Origin of the sequence: Streptomyces luomodiensis (assembly GCF_031679605.1) — a bacterium.
GTDB classification, from domain to species: Bacteria; Actinomycetota; Actinomycetes; order Streptomycetales; family Streptomycetaceae; genus Streptomyces; species Streptomyces luomodiensis.
Map to the genome: position 1 here is coordinate 9,110,719 of NZ_CP117522.1, position 13,946 is coordinate 9,124,664.

13 protein-coding genes are annotated in these 13,946 nt (G+C 72.2%); 10 read left to right on the plus strand and 3 right to left on the minus strand.

What is annotated here, in order from left to right; all coding sequences use genetic code 11:
- Positions 1-158: 158 nt before the first annotated feature.
- From PS467_RS38380 to PS467_RS38400, 5 genes are all read left to right on the plus strand, one after another.
- Positions 159-1,034: an ABC transporter substrate-binding protein gene (locus tag PS467_RS38380; protein ID WP_311039138.1), complete on the plus strand. Its 876-nt coding sequence runs from the start codon at positions 159-161 to the stop codon at positions 1,032-1,034.
- Positions 1,031-1,909, plus strand: a complete 879-nt coding sequence (locus tag PS467_RS38385; RefSeq protein ID WP_311039139.1) for an amino acid ABC transporter permease — start codon at positions 1,031-1,033, stop codon at positions 1,907-1,909. The genes PS467_RS38380 and PS467_RS38385 overlap by 4 nt, the downstream gene beginning before the upstream one ends.
- Positions 1,906-2,700 carry an amino acid ABC transporter ATP-binding protein gene (locus PS467_RS38390; RefSeq protein WP_311039140.1) on the plus strand — a complete coding sequence of 265 codons (795 nt, stop codon included), beginning with the start codon at positions 1,906-1,908 and terminating at the stop codon, positions 2,698-2,700. Before PS467_RS38385 ends, PS467_RS38390 begins: the two co-directional genes overlap by 4 nt.
- A gap of 103 nt (positions 2,701-2,803) precedes the next feature.
- Positions 2,804-4,315, plus strand: a complete 1,512-nt coding sequence (locus PS467_RS38395) for an MFS transporter (RefSeq protein ID WP_311039141.1) — start codon at positions 2,804-2,806, stop codon at positions 4,313-4,315.
- 24 nt (positions 4,316-4,339) lie between these two features.
- The gene (locus PS467_RS38400) at positions 4,340-4,933 is read left to right on the plus strand and encodes a TetR/AcrR family transcriptional regulator (protein WP_311039142.1); all 594 of its coding nucleotides are present in this window, start codon (positions 4,340-4,342) and stop codon (positions 4,931-4,933) included.
- 142 nt (positions 4,934-5,075) lie between these two features.
- Here PS467_RS38400 and PS467_RS38405 read toward each other — a convergent pair whose 3' ends face one another.
- The gene (locus PS467_RS38405; protein ID WP_268976286.1) at positions 5,076-6,359 is read right to left on the minus strand and encodes an MFS transporter; all 1,284 of its coding nucleotides are present in this window, start codon (positions 6,357-6,359) and stop codon (positions 5,076-5,078) included.
- Positions 6,360-6,509: 150 nt separating this feature from the next.
- Positions 6,510-7,316 carry a DeoR/GlpR family DNA-binding transcription regulator gene (locus tag PS467_RS38410; protein ID WP_311039143.1) on the minus strand — a complete coding sequence of 269 codons (807 nt, stop codon included), beginning with the start codon at positions 7,314-7,316 and terminating at the stop codon, positions 6,510-6,512.
- A 135-nt stretch (positions 7,317-7,451) separates the two neighbouring features.
- Here PS467_RS38410 and PS467_RS38415 point away from each other — a divergent pair, with 135 nt between their 5' ends.
- From PS467_RS38415 to PS467_RS38435, 5 genes are read left to right on the plus strand one after another with little or no spacing between them, the layout of a single operon-like run.
- Positions 7,452-8,120 (plus strand): HAD family hydrolase, encoded by a 669-nt coding sequence (locus PS467_RS38415; RefSeq protein WP_268976288.1) that lies wholly within the window; start codon positions 7,452-7,454, stop codon positions 8,118-8,120.
- Between the two features lie 5 nt (positions 8,121-8,125).
- Entirely contained in the window at positions 8,126-9,196 is a 1,071-nt protein-coding gene (locus tag PS467_RS38420; RefSeq protein WP_311039144.1) for a 2-hydroxyacid dehydrogenase, read from the plus strand.
- Entirely contained in the window at positions 9,193-10,653 is a 1,461-nt protein-coding gene (locus PS467_RS38425; protein WP_311039145.1) for an FGGY family carbohydrate kinase, read from the plus strand. The genes PS467_RS38420 and PS467_RS38425 overlap by 4 nt, the downstream gene beginning before the upstream one ends.
- Positions 10,650-12,395 (plus strand): dihydroxyacetone kinase family protein, encoded by a 1,746-nt coding sequence (locus PS467_RS38430; protein WP_311039146.1) that lies wholly within the window; start codon positions 10,650-10,652, stop codon positions 12,393-12,395. Before PS467_RS38425 ends, PS467_RS38430 begins: the two co-directional genes overlap by 4 nt.
- The gene (locus PS467_RS38435; protein ID WP_311039147.1) at positions 12,392-12,856 is read left to right on the plus strand and encodes a ribose-5-phosphate isomerase; all 465 of its coding nucleotides are present in this window, start codon (positions 12,392-12,394) and stop codon (positions 12,854-12,856) included. Before PS467_RS38430 ends, PS467_RS38435 begins: the two co-directional genes overlap by 4 nt.
- 103 nt (positions 12,857-12,959) lie before the next feature.
- On the opposite strand, the gene PS467_RS38440 is transcribed toward PS467_RS38435, so the two are convergent.
- A complete protein-coding gene (locus PS467_RS38440; protein WP_311039148.1) occupies positions 12,960-13,928 on the minus strand; it encodes a glycoside hydrolase family 16 protein in 969 nt (322 codons plus the stop codon).
- Between the last annotated feature and the right edge of the window lie 18 nt (positions 13,929-13,946).

Here is a 13,946-nt window from a genome sequence, read left to right on the forward strand (position 1 = left end):
ACGGAACGCTGTTCCGGTTGTCAAAGAACCCGGCGAGAACCCGGCTCCCCGTGGTGCCCGCCCGGCCCGCTTCACACTGCCGCAACACCCGTTCCCAGCATGCGGACAGTTGCCGCGCCGTCTCGACAGGCGGCCCCGGGACTTGCGAATCTCCGGCTATGCATTTCGTCAACCGCCCCCTGGCCACCGCCCTTTGCTCCGCCGTCGCCCTGTGCGCCGCCCTCACCAGCTGCTCCCCGCAACCGGAGGAGAAGGCGTCCGGCACGAAGGACACGTCGCACTCCTGCACACCCGGCGGACTCGCCACCGAGGTACCGGGAAAGCTGACCGTCGGCACCGACAGACCCGCGTACGCCCCCTGGTTCGCCGACGACAAGCCGTCCAACGGAAAGGGGTTCGAGTCGGCGGTGGCGTACGCCGTGGCCAAGCGGCTCGGCTACGACCGCGACGCGGTGGTCTGGCAGAACGTGCCGTTCAACAGCTCCTTCGCACCCGGCGCCAAGAAGTTCGACTTCGACATCAACCAGATCTCCATCAGCGAGGAGCGCAGGAAGGCCGTCGCCTTCTCCTCCGGCTACTACGACGTGCGCCAGGCCGTCGTCGCCCTGAAGACGTCGAAGGCCGCCACGGCGAAGAGCGTGGCCGACCTCAAGGGCGTGAAGCTGGGCGCCCAAGTGGGCACCACCAGCCTGGACGTCATCAATGACCTGGTGAAGCCCACGCAGCGGCCCGCCGTCTACCAAAGGAACGACTTCGCCAAGTCGGCGCTGAAGAACGGCCAGGTGGACGCCATCGTGGTGGACCTGCCCACCGCCTTCTACATCACCGGGTCCGAGGTGCCCGAGGCGAAGGTCCTCGGCCAGTTCCCGAACTCCTCCGGCAAGCCCGAGCAGTTCGGCCTCGTCCTCGACAAGGACAGCGGGATCACCTCCTGCGTGACCGCCGCCGTGGACGCCATCCGGAAGGACGGCACCCTCGCCGCGCTGGAGAAGAAGTGGCTCTCCGAGGCCGTCGACGCACCGGTGCTCACGTGACGCCGCACACGACACCCGGCGGCGCGGACGGCTACGTCCCCTCGGAACGCCGCATCGCCCGCGAGCGCTACCGGCGTGCCCGCGCCCGGCGCGCGACGGCGATCGCCGCGACCAGCACCCTCGTCACCGGCGCGGCGCTGTTCCTGCTGATCACCAACTCGCCCGGCTGGGCCCGCACCAAGGAGACGTTCTTCAGCGCTCACTACGCGCGTGTGGCGCTCCCGCAGGTTCTGGAGGGCCTGTGGCTCAATCTGCGGCTGCTGGCGGTGTGCGGCGTCGCCGTGCTGGTCCTGGGCCTGCTGCTGGCCGTGGCGCGCACCCTGCGCGGGCCGGTGTTCTTCCCCGTACGGGCGCTGGCCATCGCGTACACGGACTTCTTCCGCGGACTACCGCTCATCATCTGCCTGTTGATGGTGGTCTTCGGCGTGCCCGCGCTGCGCCTCCAGGGGGTGACCACCGATCCCGTCCTGCTGGGCGGTGGCGCCCTGGTGCTGACGTACTCGGCCTACGTCGCGGAGGTGTTCCGGGCGGGCATCGAGTCCGTACATCCCTCGCAGCTGGCCGCGGCCCGCTCGCTCGGACTCAGCGGCGGCCAGGCGCTGCGCTTCGTCGTGCTGCCCCAGGCGGTGCGCCGCGTGGTGCCGCCGCTCCTCAACGACCTGGTGTCCCTCCAGAAGGACACCGGTCTGGTATCGATCGCCGGCGCCGTCGACGCCGTGTACGCGGCGCAGATCATCGCCAGCAAGGACTTCAACTACACCCCGTACGTCGTCGCGGGCCTGGTCTTCGTGGCGCTGACCATCCCGATGACCCGGCTCACCGACTGGGTGACGGCCCGGATGGACCGGCGGCGGGCCCAGGGAGGGATCGTATGAGCGGTCGCAAGAGCGTGGCACCGGCCGCGGTACCAGGGGCTTCGCGGGCTCCCGTGCTGCGGATGGAGGCGGTCCGCAAGTCGTTCGGCGGCTCGCTGGTCCTGCGCGAGGTGGACCTGGAGGTGGCCCCGCACACGGTGACCGCGCTGATCGGCGCCTCCGGGTCGGGGAAGTCGACCCTGTTGCGCTGCGCCAACCTCCTGGAGGAGGTCGACGACGGGGCCATCTGGCTCGACGGCGAGGAGATAACCGATCCGCGGGCCGACAAGGACGCGGTGCGCCGCCGGATCGGGGTGGTGTTCCAGGCGTACAACCTCTTCCCGCACCTGACCGTCCTGGAGAACATCACCCTGGCCCCACGGCGCGTCCACGGGCTCTCCCGGGCGGAGGCCGAAGAGCGCGGCCGCGCACTGCTGGAGCGGCTCGCGCTCGGGACGAAGGCCGACGAGTACCCGGACCGGCTCAGCGGCGGACAGCAGCAGCGGGCGGCGATCGTACGGGCGCTGGCGGTACGCCCCCGGCTGCTGCTCCTGGACGAGATCACCGCCGCGCTGGACCCGGAACTGGTGGGCGAGGTGCTCGCCCTGGTCCGCGAGGTGAAGGACGAGGGCATGACCATGGTCATCGCCACCCACGAGATGGTCTTCGCGCGTGAGGTCGCCGACCAGGTGTGCTTCCTGGACGCCGGAGTGGTGCTGGAGCGCGGCACTCCACAGGAGGTCTTCGGCAGTCCGCGGCAGGAGCGGACCCAGCGGTTCCTGCGGCGGTTCGCCGAGGCGGGACGGCTGTGACGACGCCCCCTCAGCGACGCGCGAGCCGGTGGGTATCCTCATGTCATTGGCGGATGACATCCGCCGATGACATCACCCGGTCGGCTTGAGGGAGATCCCGAGGATGGAAACCGGCACCGGACCGCAGACCGGCGAGACGGCGCGCGCACAGCCGGCCGCGGACCTCGGCGGCGCCGCCAGGCGCAGCAGGGTCCTCCTCGGGTCGCTCTCCTTCACGGCGCTGTCGGTCTCCGTGATCAGCACACTCGGTGCTCCGATGGTCCCGACCATCGCCCATGACCAGCACGTCTCACTCGGCACCGCGCAGTGGATCCTGACGGTGACGCTGCTCGCCGGAGCGGTCTCCGGACCGGTGCTGGGGCGGCTCGGCGACGGCCCGCGCCGCAAGGGGGCCATCCAGGCCGCCCTCGCGGCGGTCTTCCTCGGCAGTGTGCTGGCCGCCCTGGCACCGAGCTTCGGTGTGCTGCTGGCGGGCCGGGCGTTGCAGGGCGTGGGCATGGGCCTGATGCCGCTGGCCATCGCGGTCGCGCGGGAACACGTGCACCCGGCGCTGCTGCGCCGTGGTGTGGCGTCGCTGTCGATCACCACCTCGGTCGGGGCGGGGCTCGGCTACCCGATCACCGGACTGATCGCGCAACATCTCGACTACCGCGCCGGGTTCTGGTTCGCCGCGCTGTTGACGGCCTCGTCCTTCACGGTGGTGGCACGGGTGGTGCCACGCGGCTCCTCGGTGCCGCACCGCCCGCTGGACACGGTCGGAGCCGTCCTGCTGTGCTCGGGTCTCGCGGCCGTTCTGCTGACGCTCAGCCAGGGTACGGACTGGGGTCTGACGTCGCCCGCCACGCTGACCGGTGCGGCCGCCGGGCTGGTGCTGCTGGTGGCGTGGGTGCTCCAGGCCCTGCGGGCCCGCCATCCGCTGGTGGACCTGCGCCTGGTGCGGCACCGCGCGGTGCTGGCGGCGAACGTGGCCGCGCTGCTGATGGGGGTGGGGATGTACGCCGGGCTGTCCCTGGTGAACCTCTACACCCAGGTCCCCTCGGGGGCGGGCTACGGCTTCCACCTGTCGCTGACCCTCACCGGTGTCGTCCTGATGCCGATCTCGCTCGGCAGCCTGCTCGCCAACCGCCTGGCCTCGGCCCTGGTCGGCAGGTTCGGGCTGTACCGCATCCTGCCGCTGGGCGCGGTGCTGTGCTCGCTGGACCTGGTGGTGCTGGCGCTGTGGCGGCATGAACTCGTCGTGCTCATGGTGGGCACGTTCCTCCTGGGCGGCGGCGTGGGCGCGGCCTACGCGGCGATGCCGGTGCTGATCGTGCGCAGTGTGCCGGCGGCCGAGACGGGCAGCGCCACCAGCCTCAACCAGGTGCTGCGTACGGTCGGTGGCTCGGTCGGCAGCGCGGCCATCTCCGCCATCATGATCGCGTACACCCCCGCCGGGAGCTCCCTCCCGCCGGACCACGCCTACTCGGTCGCGCTCTGGGTCACCGCGGCGGTCTCCCTGCTCGGCGCGGTGGCCGCCGTGGTGATCGCGGGCCGGGGCGCGTCCGCCGCAACGCCGGAGCCGAGCGCCGTGGCCACGGGAGCGACGCCTATCGTGGACCGGCGCCAAGGCCGCTGATCGGTCCGAACCTCGGGAGACCCCATGCACGCTGACACCGGGACGAGCCGGAGCCGGAAGCGCGACTCGGAAGCGACCCGGGCCGCGCTCCTGGACGCGGCCCGTGAGCTGTTCGGACGACATGGCTATGAGCGGGTCACCCTGCGGGACATCGGCCAGCGGGCCGGTGTGGACGGCTCGTTGATCGCCCGGTACTTCGGCAGCAAGGCCGCGCTGCACCGCGCCGCCGTCGACGAGGACGGCCGCCAGGTCGCCGCCGAGCCGGCGGCGGATTTCGCGTCGTTCACCACCGAGGCGATCCGCCGCGTCGACCGGAGGCAGGCTCCCGGTCCGCTGGTGCAGACGCTCCTCCAGCCCGGTTCCGACCACGCCGCACGGGTGGCCGCCGCCGAGGACATGCGGGGACGGCTGATCGGACCGCTCACCGCCCAGCTGACCGCCCAGGGCGCCGCCGACCCGGAGACGCAGGCCGAGACGCTGGTGGCGGCTCTGATGGGCGTCCTCGCCCTGCGGCCCAGCGGGCTGTTCCCGGCGTTGTCCGCCGCGGATCCGGAACAGCTGGGCCGGCTCCTGGGCCGGTTCGCGGCCGCCGCGGCGGACGAACCCCCAGCCCCCTGATCCGGCCCGCGGTCGCCGCGGTGGACGTACCTCCCGCCACCTGATCCGGTTCGCGGTCGCGCGGCGGCCGGTCCGCCGCTCGCCGCGATGTCCGGTCGCCGCGATGTCCGGTCGCCAGGAGCGACCGGACCCGCCGGCTCCGTCAGGCGGACGTGGCGGTCGAAGCGGCGCCGGTCCGGGACTCCTGGCCGCCCGCCGGGTCCGGGGCCGGCCGCTCGCCCTCCCGCTCCTCGGGCAGCTTCAGCGTCAGGGTCAGCACGAAGGCGACCAGGTAGAGGGCGAGGAAGATCAGGGTGACTCCGCCGGCCCCGACGAGGGGGAAGAAGAGGCTGGCGATCGCCGGGCCGACGAAGGCCGCGCCGCCCGCGCCCAGGTTGAGCAGGGCCATCGAACCGCCCTTGTTCTCGGGCGCCATCGAGGGGATGAGCGCCGAGATGGGGACGAAGCCCGCGAGGGTCGCGCCGTAGAACATGCCCGCGAGCACCGCGACCCAGTAGTAGTCCGCACCGAGCCAGGTCGGCACGAAGTACAGCGTCGTGACGCTGATCGCGCAGCCCAGCGCGCCGAAGCCCGCGATGGTCGTGCGCCAGCCGATGCGGTCGGACAGGACGCCGAAGATGAGGTTGAAGAAGATGTTCGTGCCGTAGATGATCGCCAGCAGCTGGAGCCACTTGTCCTCGCCGAAGCCGACGTCGTCGGAGAAGATCCGCGGCAGGTACACCAGCATGCCGAACTCCGGGGCCGTGTTGATGATCCGGACCAGGCAGCCCACCAGGACGCGCGGATGGGTCCAGATGATGGACACGGAGTTGAGCAGGCTCTCGCCGGTGGTGACCTCCGGCGGCGCCATCCGGTCACCGCCGGGCCTCCTGCGGGCGCCGACCAGGGCGATGGCACCGCCGATGAGGATGAGGACGAGTGCGGACCACAGCGTGCCCAGGCGGCCGAACCAGGGGATCGTCAGGCTCGACCACAGCGAGCCCAGGGTGGGCAGGCCGCCGGTGAAGGCGAAGTAGAACCATCCCACCGCGGTGCCCAGCCGGGCCTTCGGTGCCGTGTTGGTGATCCACACCAGGAAGCCGAACGCGAAGAGCGGGTAGCCGAAGCCCCGGATGCCGTAGAAGAGCAGCATCATCGGGTAGTTCTCGGTGCCCAGCGCGAAGAGCAGATAGGCGGCGTCGAAGACGGCCCAGATGGCCAGGCCCGTCCACATCACCCGGCGTGGCCCCCACACCTGGCAGAGGGCTCCGGAGAACCAGGACGCCAGCATGACGGCGATGCCGTACACCGTGATGACATAACCGGCTCTGACGTCCGTTGACGCCCCGTGGTCGGCCATGTACGGGGCGATGAAGCCGGATTCGACTCCATCGCCGATCATGAACAGCAGCACGCCCACATAGCCCAGGATCAAGGGTTTCGGCATCGCTACCTCCACTCTGAGGTGATGACGTAGTACGACCGCAGATACTCAAGCGAGCCGAGAGAAATATCAAGGGGCTTGGTAAAAATAACGAGATCCGGTGCTAACTGCTCCGGGCCGCCCGGTGTCTGCGGACCGCTCCGTCCCGATGACCTACTCCGCCCCGTCGGCCTGCTCGGTCTCGATGACCCGGACATCGGTCAGCTCGCGCATCTCCCGTACCAGCTCCTCGTCCACCGGGCCGGTCAGCAGGACGTGGTCGAAGGAGTCCACGCTCTCCAGCCGGTGCAGGGCGCGACGGCCCACCTTGCTGTGGTCCATGAGCAGCACGCTCTTCGCGCCCGCCTGCCGGGTCGCCCGCTTGATGCTGACGATCTCCTGTTCCTGGTGGAAGGTCATGCCCGCGGTCATCGCGGAGGTGGACAGCACGCTCATATCGACCGAGATGCCGCTGATCATGTCCATCGCCGGCAGGCCGATCCACGAGTCGTGGGTGCGCGAGTACTCGCCGCCCACGCAGATCAGCCGGATGCCCTCGACCCCTCTGAGCTCCTCCGCGATCAGGCGGTAGTTGGTCACCACGGTCAGCGGCCCCACGTCGGGCAACAGCCGGGCCAGGGCCAGTGCCGAGGTCGAGTCGTCCAGCATCACCGACATCCCCGGCGCGAGGAACGGCAGGGCGGCGCGGGCCAGCGCCCGCTTCTCGTCGGCGTGCGCGTGCAGCCGGAAGTCCGAGCTGGACTCGAAGACCATCGAGGGCTGCGCGGAGACGCCACCGTGGTACTTGCGCAGGATGCCGCGGTCCGCCAGCTCGGCGATGTCCCGGTGGACGGTCATCACGCTGACGCCGGTCAGCTCGGCCAGTTCGGCCACGGTGGCGTCCCCCCGGGCCAGAACGTGGTCGACGATCAGTTGGTGCCGCTGCTGCCGCGCGCCGCGCGAGGACGGGAGAGTAGTCATGTCTCCATCCTGCCGTGTCAATTTCTCACAGAGAACCAGTGACAACTCACGCAGTGACTGTTAATTTCACTGTCACGGACACCGCCCGGTGCTCCGGCCAGCCAGAGTTCATCAGCGAGGAGATCAGGGGTACGCATGGCCGACGCAGTGGTCTTCGACATGGACGGCGTACTGGTGGAGAGCGAGCACCTGTGGGAGGAGCTGTGGGCCGCGTACGCCGCGGCACGCGGCCGCGCATGGGGCCCCGACCAGACCCGCGACGTCCAGGGCATGAGCGCCCCCGAGTGGGCCGCCTACCTCACCCGGTTCTGCGGGGCGGGTGACCCGGCCGAGGACACCGAACGGGTCGTCGTCGACGGTATGGTCCAGGCGCTGGCGGACGGCCGCATCGGCCTGCTGCCCGGCGCCCGCGAGATGATCACCGCCGCCGCCGAACTCGCACCCGTCGCGCTCGCCTCCTCCGCACCGCGCCGGGTCATCGACGCCGTCCTCGTCCATCATGGTGTCGACCACCACTTCAAGGCGACGGTCTCCAGCGCCGAAGTGGAGCGCGGAAAGCCGAGCCCGGACGTCTATCTGGCCGCCGCACGCGCGCTCGGCGTGGCCCCGGAGCGCTGCCTGGCGGTGGAGGACTCCAGCAACGGACTGCGCGCCGCCGCGGCCGCCGGAATGACCGTCGTGGCCATCCCCAATCCGCAGTACCCACCCGCCGAGGACGCCCTCGCGGCCGCATCCTTCCGCTCTCCGGACCATCATGCCGTACGCGACTTCCTGCTCAGCAGGCTCCAGACCCGAGGGGAGTGACCGACATGACAACGGTCCTGGTATCCGGCGACGACTTCATCGCCCCTGAACTGTTCTCCGCCGCCCTGAGCGAGAGCCTGCCCTCCGCCGGGCTGAGCTTCCGCACGATGCGCACCCGCTGGCCGAACGAGCCCTTCGGGCCGGTGGGGGCCGACGCGCAGGGCAACGGCGGCGTCAAGGAGGCCAGCGGCACCGAGGAGCAGCTGCTGGAGGCGCTCGGGGACGCGAGTGTCGCGCTCACCCAGATGGCCCCGTTCACCTCCCGGGTCATCCGGGAGTCGCCCCAGCTGAAGTTCATCGGCGTGGCCCGCGGCGGCCCGGTCAACGTGGACCTGGCCGCCGCCACCGCCGCCGGGATACCCGTCACCTTCACGCCGGGCCGCAACGCCGCCGCCGCGGCCGAATTCGCCATCGGCCTGATCCTCGCCGCCATGCGCCGCATCACCTTCTCCGACGCTGCCCTCAAGGACGGCATCTGGCGCGGCGACTACTACGCCTACGAGAACGCTGGGCTGGAACTCGACGGCGCCACCGTCGGCCTCGTCGGCTACGGAGCCATTGGCGCGATCGTCGCCCGGGTGCTGCGCGCCTTCGGCTCACACGTCCTGGTGGCCGATCCGTACGCCGACCCGGCACGGGCCCAGGCCGACGGTGTCGAGCTCACCGCCCTGGAGGACCTGCTGCGCCGCAGCTCGGTGGTGAGCCTGCACGCCCGGGTCACCCCCGAGACACGGCATCTGATCAACGCCGACAACCTCGCGCTGCTGCCCGAGGGCGCCGTCCTGGTCAACTCGGCCCGCGGGGAACTGCTCGACTACGCCCCGCTGCCCGGTCTGCTGGAGTCCGGCCGGCTGGGCGCGCTCGCCCTCGACGTCTACGACATCGAGCCGCCCCCGGCCGACTGGCCGCTGCACAAGGCCCCCAACGTGATCACCACGCCCCATCTGGCCGGCGCCACCCGGCAGACCGCCGACCGGGCCGCCCTGATCACCGCTGCCGAGGCCGCCCGCTTCCTGCGCGGCGAACCGCTGCGGCACGTGGCCAATCCGGAGGTGCTGACCGGGGGCCGGCCATGATCGTCGGGGTCGACATCGGTACCTCGGTCACCAAGGCGCAGCTGATCTCCCGCGACGGCCGGACCACCCCCGTGCACGAGGCCCGCAGCACCGTCTACACCCTGCCCGGACACCGCGTCGAACAGGACCTGGACGAGGTCGTGGGCACCGTGGAGACCGTCGTACGGGCGGCCCTGTCCGACACCGCGCAGCTGGGCGACGAACCGGTCGAGGCGCTGGCCCTGACCGGGCAGGGCGACGGCCTGTGGCTGCGCGACGCGGGCGGCGCCCCCGTCGGCCGCGCCCTGTCCTGGATGGACGGCCGGGCCGCGGACCGGCTCGACCGGTGGACCGCCGACGGCACCCTGCGCGCCCTGCACCGGCGCACCGGCGTCGGCCTGTTCCCCGGCTCGGCGGCCCCCCTGCTGGCCCATCTGGCCGAACACGAGCCGGAGCGGCTGGCGGCGGCCCACGTCGCCGGATACTGCGTGGACGCCGTCGTGCAGCGGCTGACCGGCGCCGTGACCGTCGACGCCTCCGACGCCTCGCAGCCGTTCCTCGACGTCGCCACCCGCACCTACGACGAGACCGCGCTCGAGCTGTGCGGACTGTCCGCCCACCGCCGGCTGCTGCCGGACCCCGCGCCGCCCGGCACCCTGCACCGGCTGCTGCCCGACGCCGCCCGGCGGGTGGGCCTGCCCGCGGGACTGCCGGTCTCCGCCGGCCCGTTCGACATACCGGCCTGCGCCTTCGGCTCGGGGATCGCCGAACCGGGCGAGGGCAACCTCATCATCGGCACCACCCTCGCCGCCCAGGTCCTGGACAGCGAGCCGCGTCCGGCCGCCACCGACGACCCGGCCGGGATGGTGCTGGCGACCCCGTACGAGAACCGGTACCTGCGGGTCATGCCCGCCATGATCGGCACCGCGGGCCTGGACTGGCTGCTGAAACTCCTCGACGTGAAGATCGAGGCGCTGGACGCGCTGCTCGTCCAGTCCCCGCCCGGCGCCTCGGGCGTCACCGCGCTGCCGTTCCTGTCCACCAGCGGCGAACGGGCCCCGTTCGTCGACCCGCGGGCCCGTGGCCGGTTCGACGGCCTGTCCCCGCTGGCCGGCCGCGCCGACCTGGTACGGGCCCTGTGCGAGGCCGTCGCCTACTCGGCCCGGCACTGCATGGACACCCTCGGCTTCTCCGGCACCGTCACCGCGTGCGGCGGCGGCGCGCGCTCCGGGGAGTGGGCGCGCATCTTCGCCGGTGTCCTCGGGGGCAGCCTGGAGGTCTGCGACGACGCCGTGGGCATCCGCGGCGCCGCCCACGTCGCCTGGAGCTCCCTGGGCACGCCGGTCGACGCCGACGCCTGGCGCGCCCGCCTCCGCACCGTCACCGCCGAGCGCGCTCTGATCGACCACTACGCCGAGGGCTACGCCGCCTACCGCCGGGCCCTCGACACCGCACGCGAAGGCTGGAGCACCCGATGACCAGGCTCTTCAACGACCCCGCCCGCTTCACCGACGACATGATCGCGGGATTCGCCGCCGCCCATCCCGAGCACGTACGGGCCGTGCCCGGCGGAGTGGTGCGCGCCCGCCCCACCCGCGCCGGGAAGGTGGCCGTCCTCACCGGCGGCGGCTCCGGCCACTATCCCGCCTTCTGCGGTGTCGTCGGCCCCGGCTTCGCCGACGGCTCGGTCATCGGCAACGTCTTCACCTCCCCGTCGGCCGCCCATGCCCGCTCGGTGGCCGAGGCGGCGGAGGCGGGCGGCGGTGTCCTCTTCCTCTTCGGCAACTACGCCGGGGACGTGATCAACTTCGGCCTCGCGGCACGGCAGTTGGAGGGCGACGGGATTCCCGCCCGCTGCTTCGCCGTCACCGACGACATCGCCTCCGCCCCCGCCGACCAGACCGCGCGGCGCCGGGGCATCGCGGGCGGCTTCGTCGTCTTCAAGACCGCCTCGGCGGCGGCCGAGGAAGGCGCCTGCCTGGACGAGGTCGTCCGCGTAGCCGAGCACACCAACGCCCGTACCCGCACCCTCGGCGTGGCCTTCGACGGCTGCACCCTGCCGGGCGCCGACGCGCCCCTGTTCACCGTCCCCGAGGGCCGCCTGGGCCTGGGCCTGGGCATCCACGGCGAACCGGGGGTCAGCGAGGACACCCTGGGCACCGCGGAGGACCTGGCCCGCGCCCTGGTGACGGGGCTGCTGGCGGACCGGCCCGACGGCACGGACGGCGACGGGCGGGTCGCCGTCGTCCTCAACGGCCTGGGCGCCACCAAGTACGAGGAGCTGTACGTGCTGTGGGGCGCCGTGGCCCGGCTGCTGGACGAGGCGGGGCTCACCCCCGTACGCCCCGAGGTCGGCGAACTCGTCACCAGCCTCGACATGGCCGGCTGCTCCCTGACCCTGAGCTGGCTGGACGACGAGCTGGAACGCCTGTGGCTGGCACCGGCCGACACCCCGGCCTTCTCCCGGACGCCACTGTCGGAACCCCCGGTGGACACCGCCGCCGCACGGCCCGCCGCGGCCCGGCGCCGCCCGGACCGGTCCGCCGCCACGGCGACGGGCGCGGCGGTCGAGGTGGCGGAGCTGGCCGTGAGCGCACTGCGCGCCGCACGCGACGTGCTGCACCGGGACGCGGAGGCCCTGGGCCGGCTGGACGCGGTGGCGGGCGACGGCGATCACGGCCGTGGCATGTGCAAGGGCGTCGACGCGGCCCTGGCGGCCGCCGAGAAGGCGCACGCCGACCGGCTCGCCCCGGCGGCGGTGCTGGCCGCAGCCGGCGACGCCTGGGCCGCGGAGGCCGGGGGCACCTCGGGCGCGCTGTGGGGGGCCGCGCTGCGCGCCGTCGGCGCCGTCCTGCCCGCCGACCGGGCGCCGGAACGCACGGAGTTGGCGTCCGCCGCCGAGGAGGCGCTCACCGCCGTCACCTCGCTCGGCGGAGCCGAAGTGGGCGACAAGACCCTGGTCGACGCGCTCGCTCCGTTCGCCACGGCGTTCGCCGAACGGCTGCGGACCGGGGTCCCGGTGGCGAAGGCGTACGCCTCCGCGGCCGCCGAAGCCCGCGCCGCCGCCGAGAACACCGCCGGCCTGCGCCCTCGCCTCGGCCGCGCCCGCCCGCTCGCCGACCGCAGCGTGGGCACCCCCGACCCCGGAGCCACCTCACTCGCCGCGGTACTGACCGCGGTGGCCACCCTCGGCGCGACGATAGGAAACGACCTGGTATGACCACCACGCACGCCTTCCGGATCGTCGTCGGCTGCGACGACGCCGGCTACGACTACAAGGAAGTCCTCAAGCGGGATCTGGCGGCCGACCCGAGGGTCGCCGAGGTCATCGACGTCGGGGTGGGCAGCGACGAGCACACCGCCTATCCGCATGTGGCCGTGGAAGCGGCCCGCCGCGTCGCCGAAGGCGCCGCCGACCGCGCCCTCCTGGTGTGCGGCACCGGCCTGGGGGTGGCCATCAGCGCCAACAAGGTCCCCGGCATCCGCGCGGTCACCGCCCACGACAGCTATTCGGTGCGCCGCTCGGTCCTCAGCAACAACGCCCAGGTGCTCTGCTTCGGCCAGCGTGTCATCGGCCTGGAACTCGCCCGTGCGCTCGTCGACGACTGGCTCGCGCACACCTTCGACGAGACCTCCCCGTCGGCGGAGAAGGTCGCCGCCATCCGGAGCTACGAGGGCTGACGCCGGGCGTCCCCGCCTCGGCGGCCCCGGGCCGCACACGCCGGTCTCCACGATCCCGGCCGGATCGTGGAGACCGGCGCCATGGGGGCATGACGCGTCGCCGCTACTGGCTCACCTTGACCGAGAACCAGTCCACGCTCATCCCCGCACCGGAGGTGGTGTCCTCCGCGGGCGAGGTGCAGCCGCAGACCTTGTTCGGGTAGGAGCCGCCGATGGCGACATTGAAGATGGCGAAGAACCCGTGGTCCACCGCCTTCGTCCAGGTGTCGGCGGACACCTGGTTCTGATGCACCGTGAAGGTCTCCTTGCCGTCGCGGTAGAAGCGCAGTTGCTCGGCGGAGGTGTCGGTGCGATCCACGATCACCGAGTACGTGTGGTACTCGGTCTGGCAGGTGTCGCACGGCAGCAGGTCACTGCTGATCCCGTCCGGGTCGTTGCACTCGCCGGCCCACTCGTCGCAGTGGAAGGTGTGCGAGTGCTTGCTCAGCCCGTTGACGTCCTCCATGATGTCCAGCTCGCCGATGCCCGGCCAGTTGGTGGCTCCGGTGGGGCGGGCGTCGGCGCCCATGGCCCAGAAGGCGGGCCAGACGCCCAGCGGCTTCTCCGGGTTGGGCTGCTTGAGGGAAGCGCTGATCTCCAGCTGCCCGCCGGCCGGCGCCTCGAAGTCGGTGCGCTGGGTCTCCACGCGGCCGGAGGTCCACTTCCCGGAGGCGTCGCGGATCGGCTTGATCACCATGTGACCCTCACCGTCCTGGTAGACGTTGTCGGTCGAGTCGGTGACCGTCTCGACCTCGCCGGTGCCCCAGTTCGCGGCCCCGCCCGGATAGCCGGTGCCGATGTCGTACAGCCAGTCGTCCTTGTTCAGACCGGTGCCCGCCGCACCGTCGAAGTCGTCGTGGAAGACGGTGGTCCACTCGGCCGCGGCGGACTCGTCCGCGGCCGCGCTGGAGGACGCGGTGAGAGCCAGCAGCCCGGTCAGCGGCAGCGACAGGGCGGCCACGAAGGCCACAACGCGTCGTCGGCGGCGGGGTTTGCCCTCCGCCGCCGAACGTGAGGAAGTGATGCGGTACATGTGGGGGGTTGCTTCCAT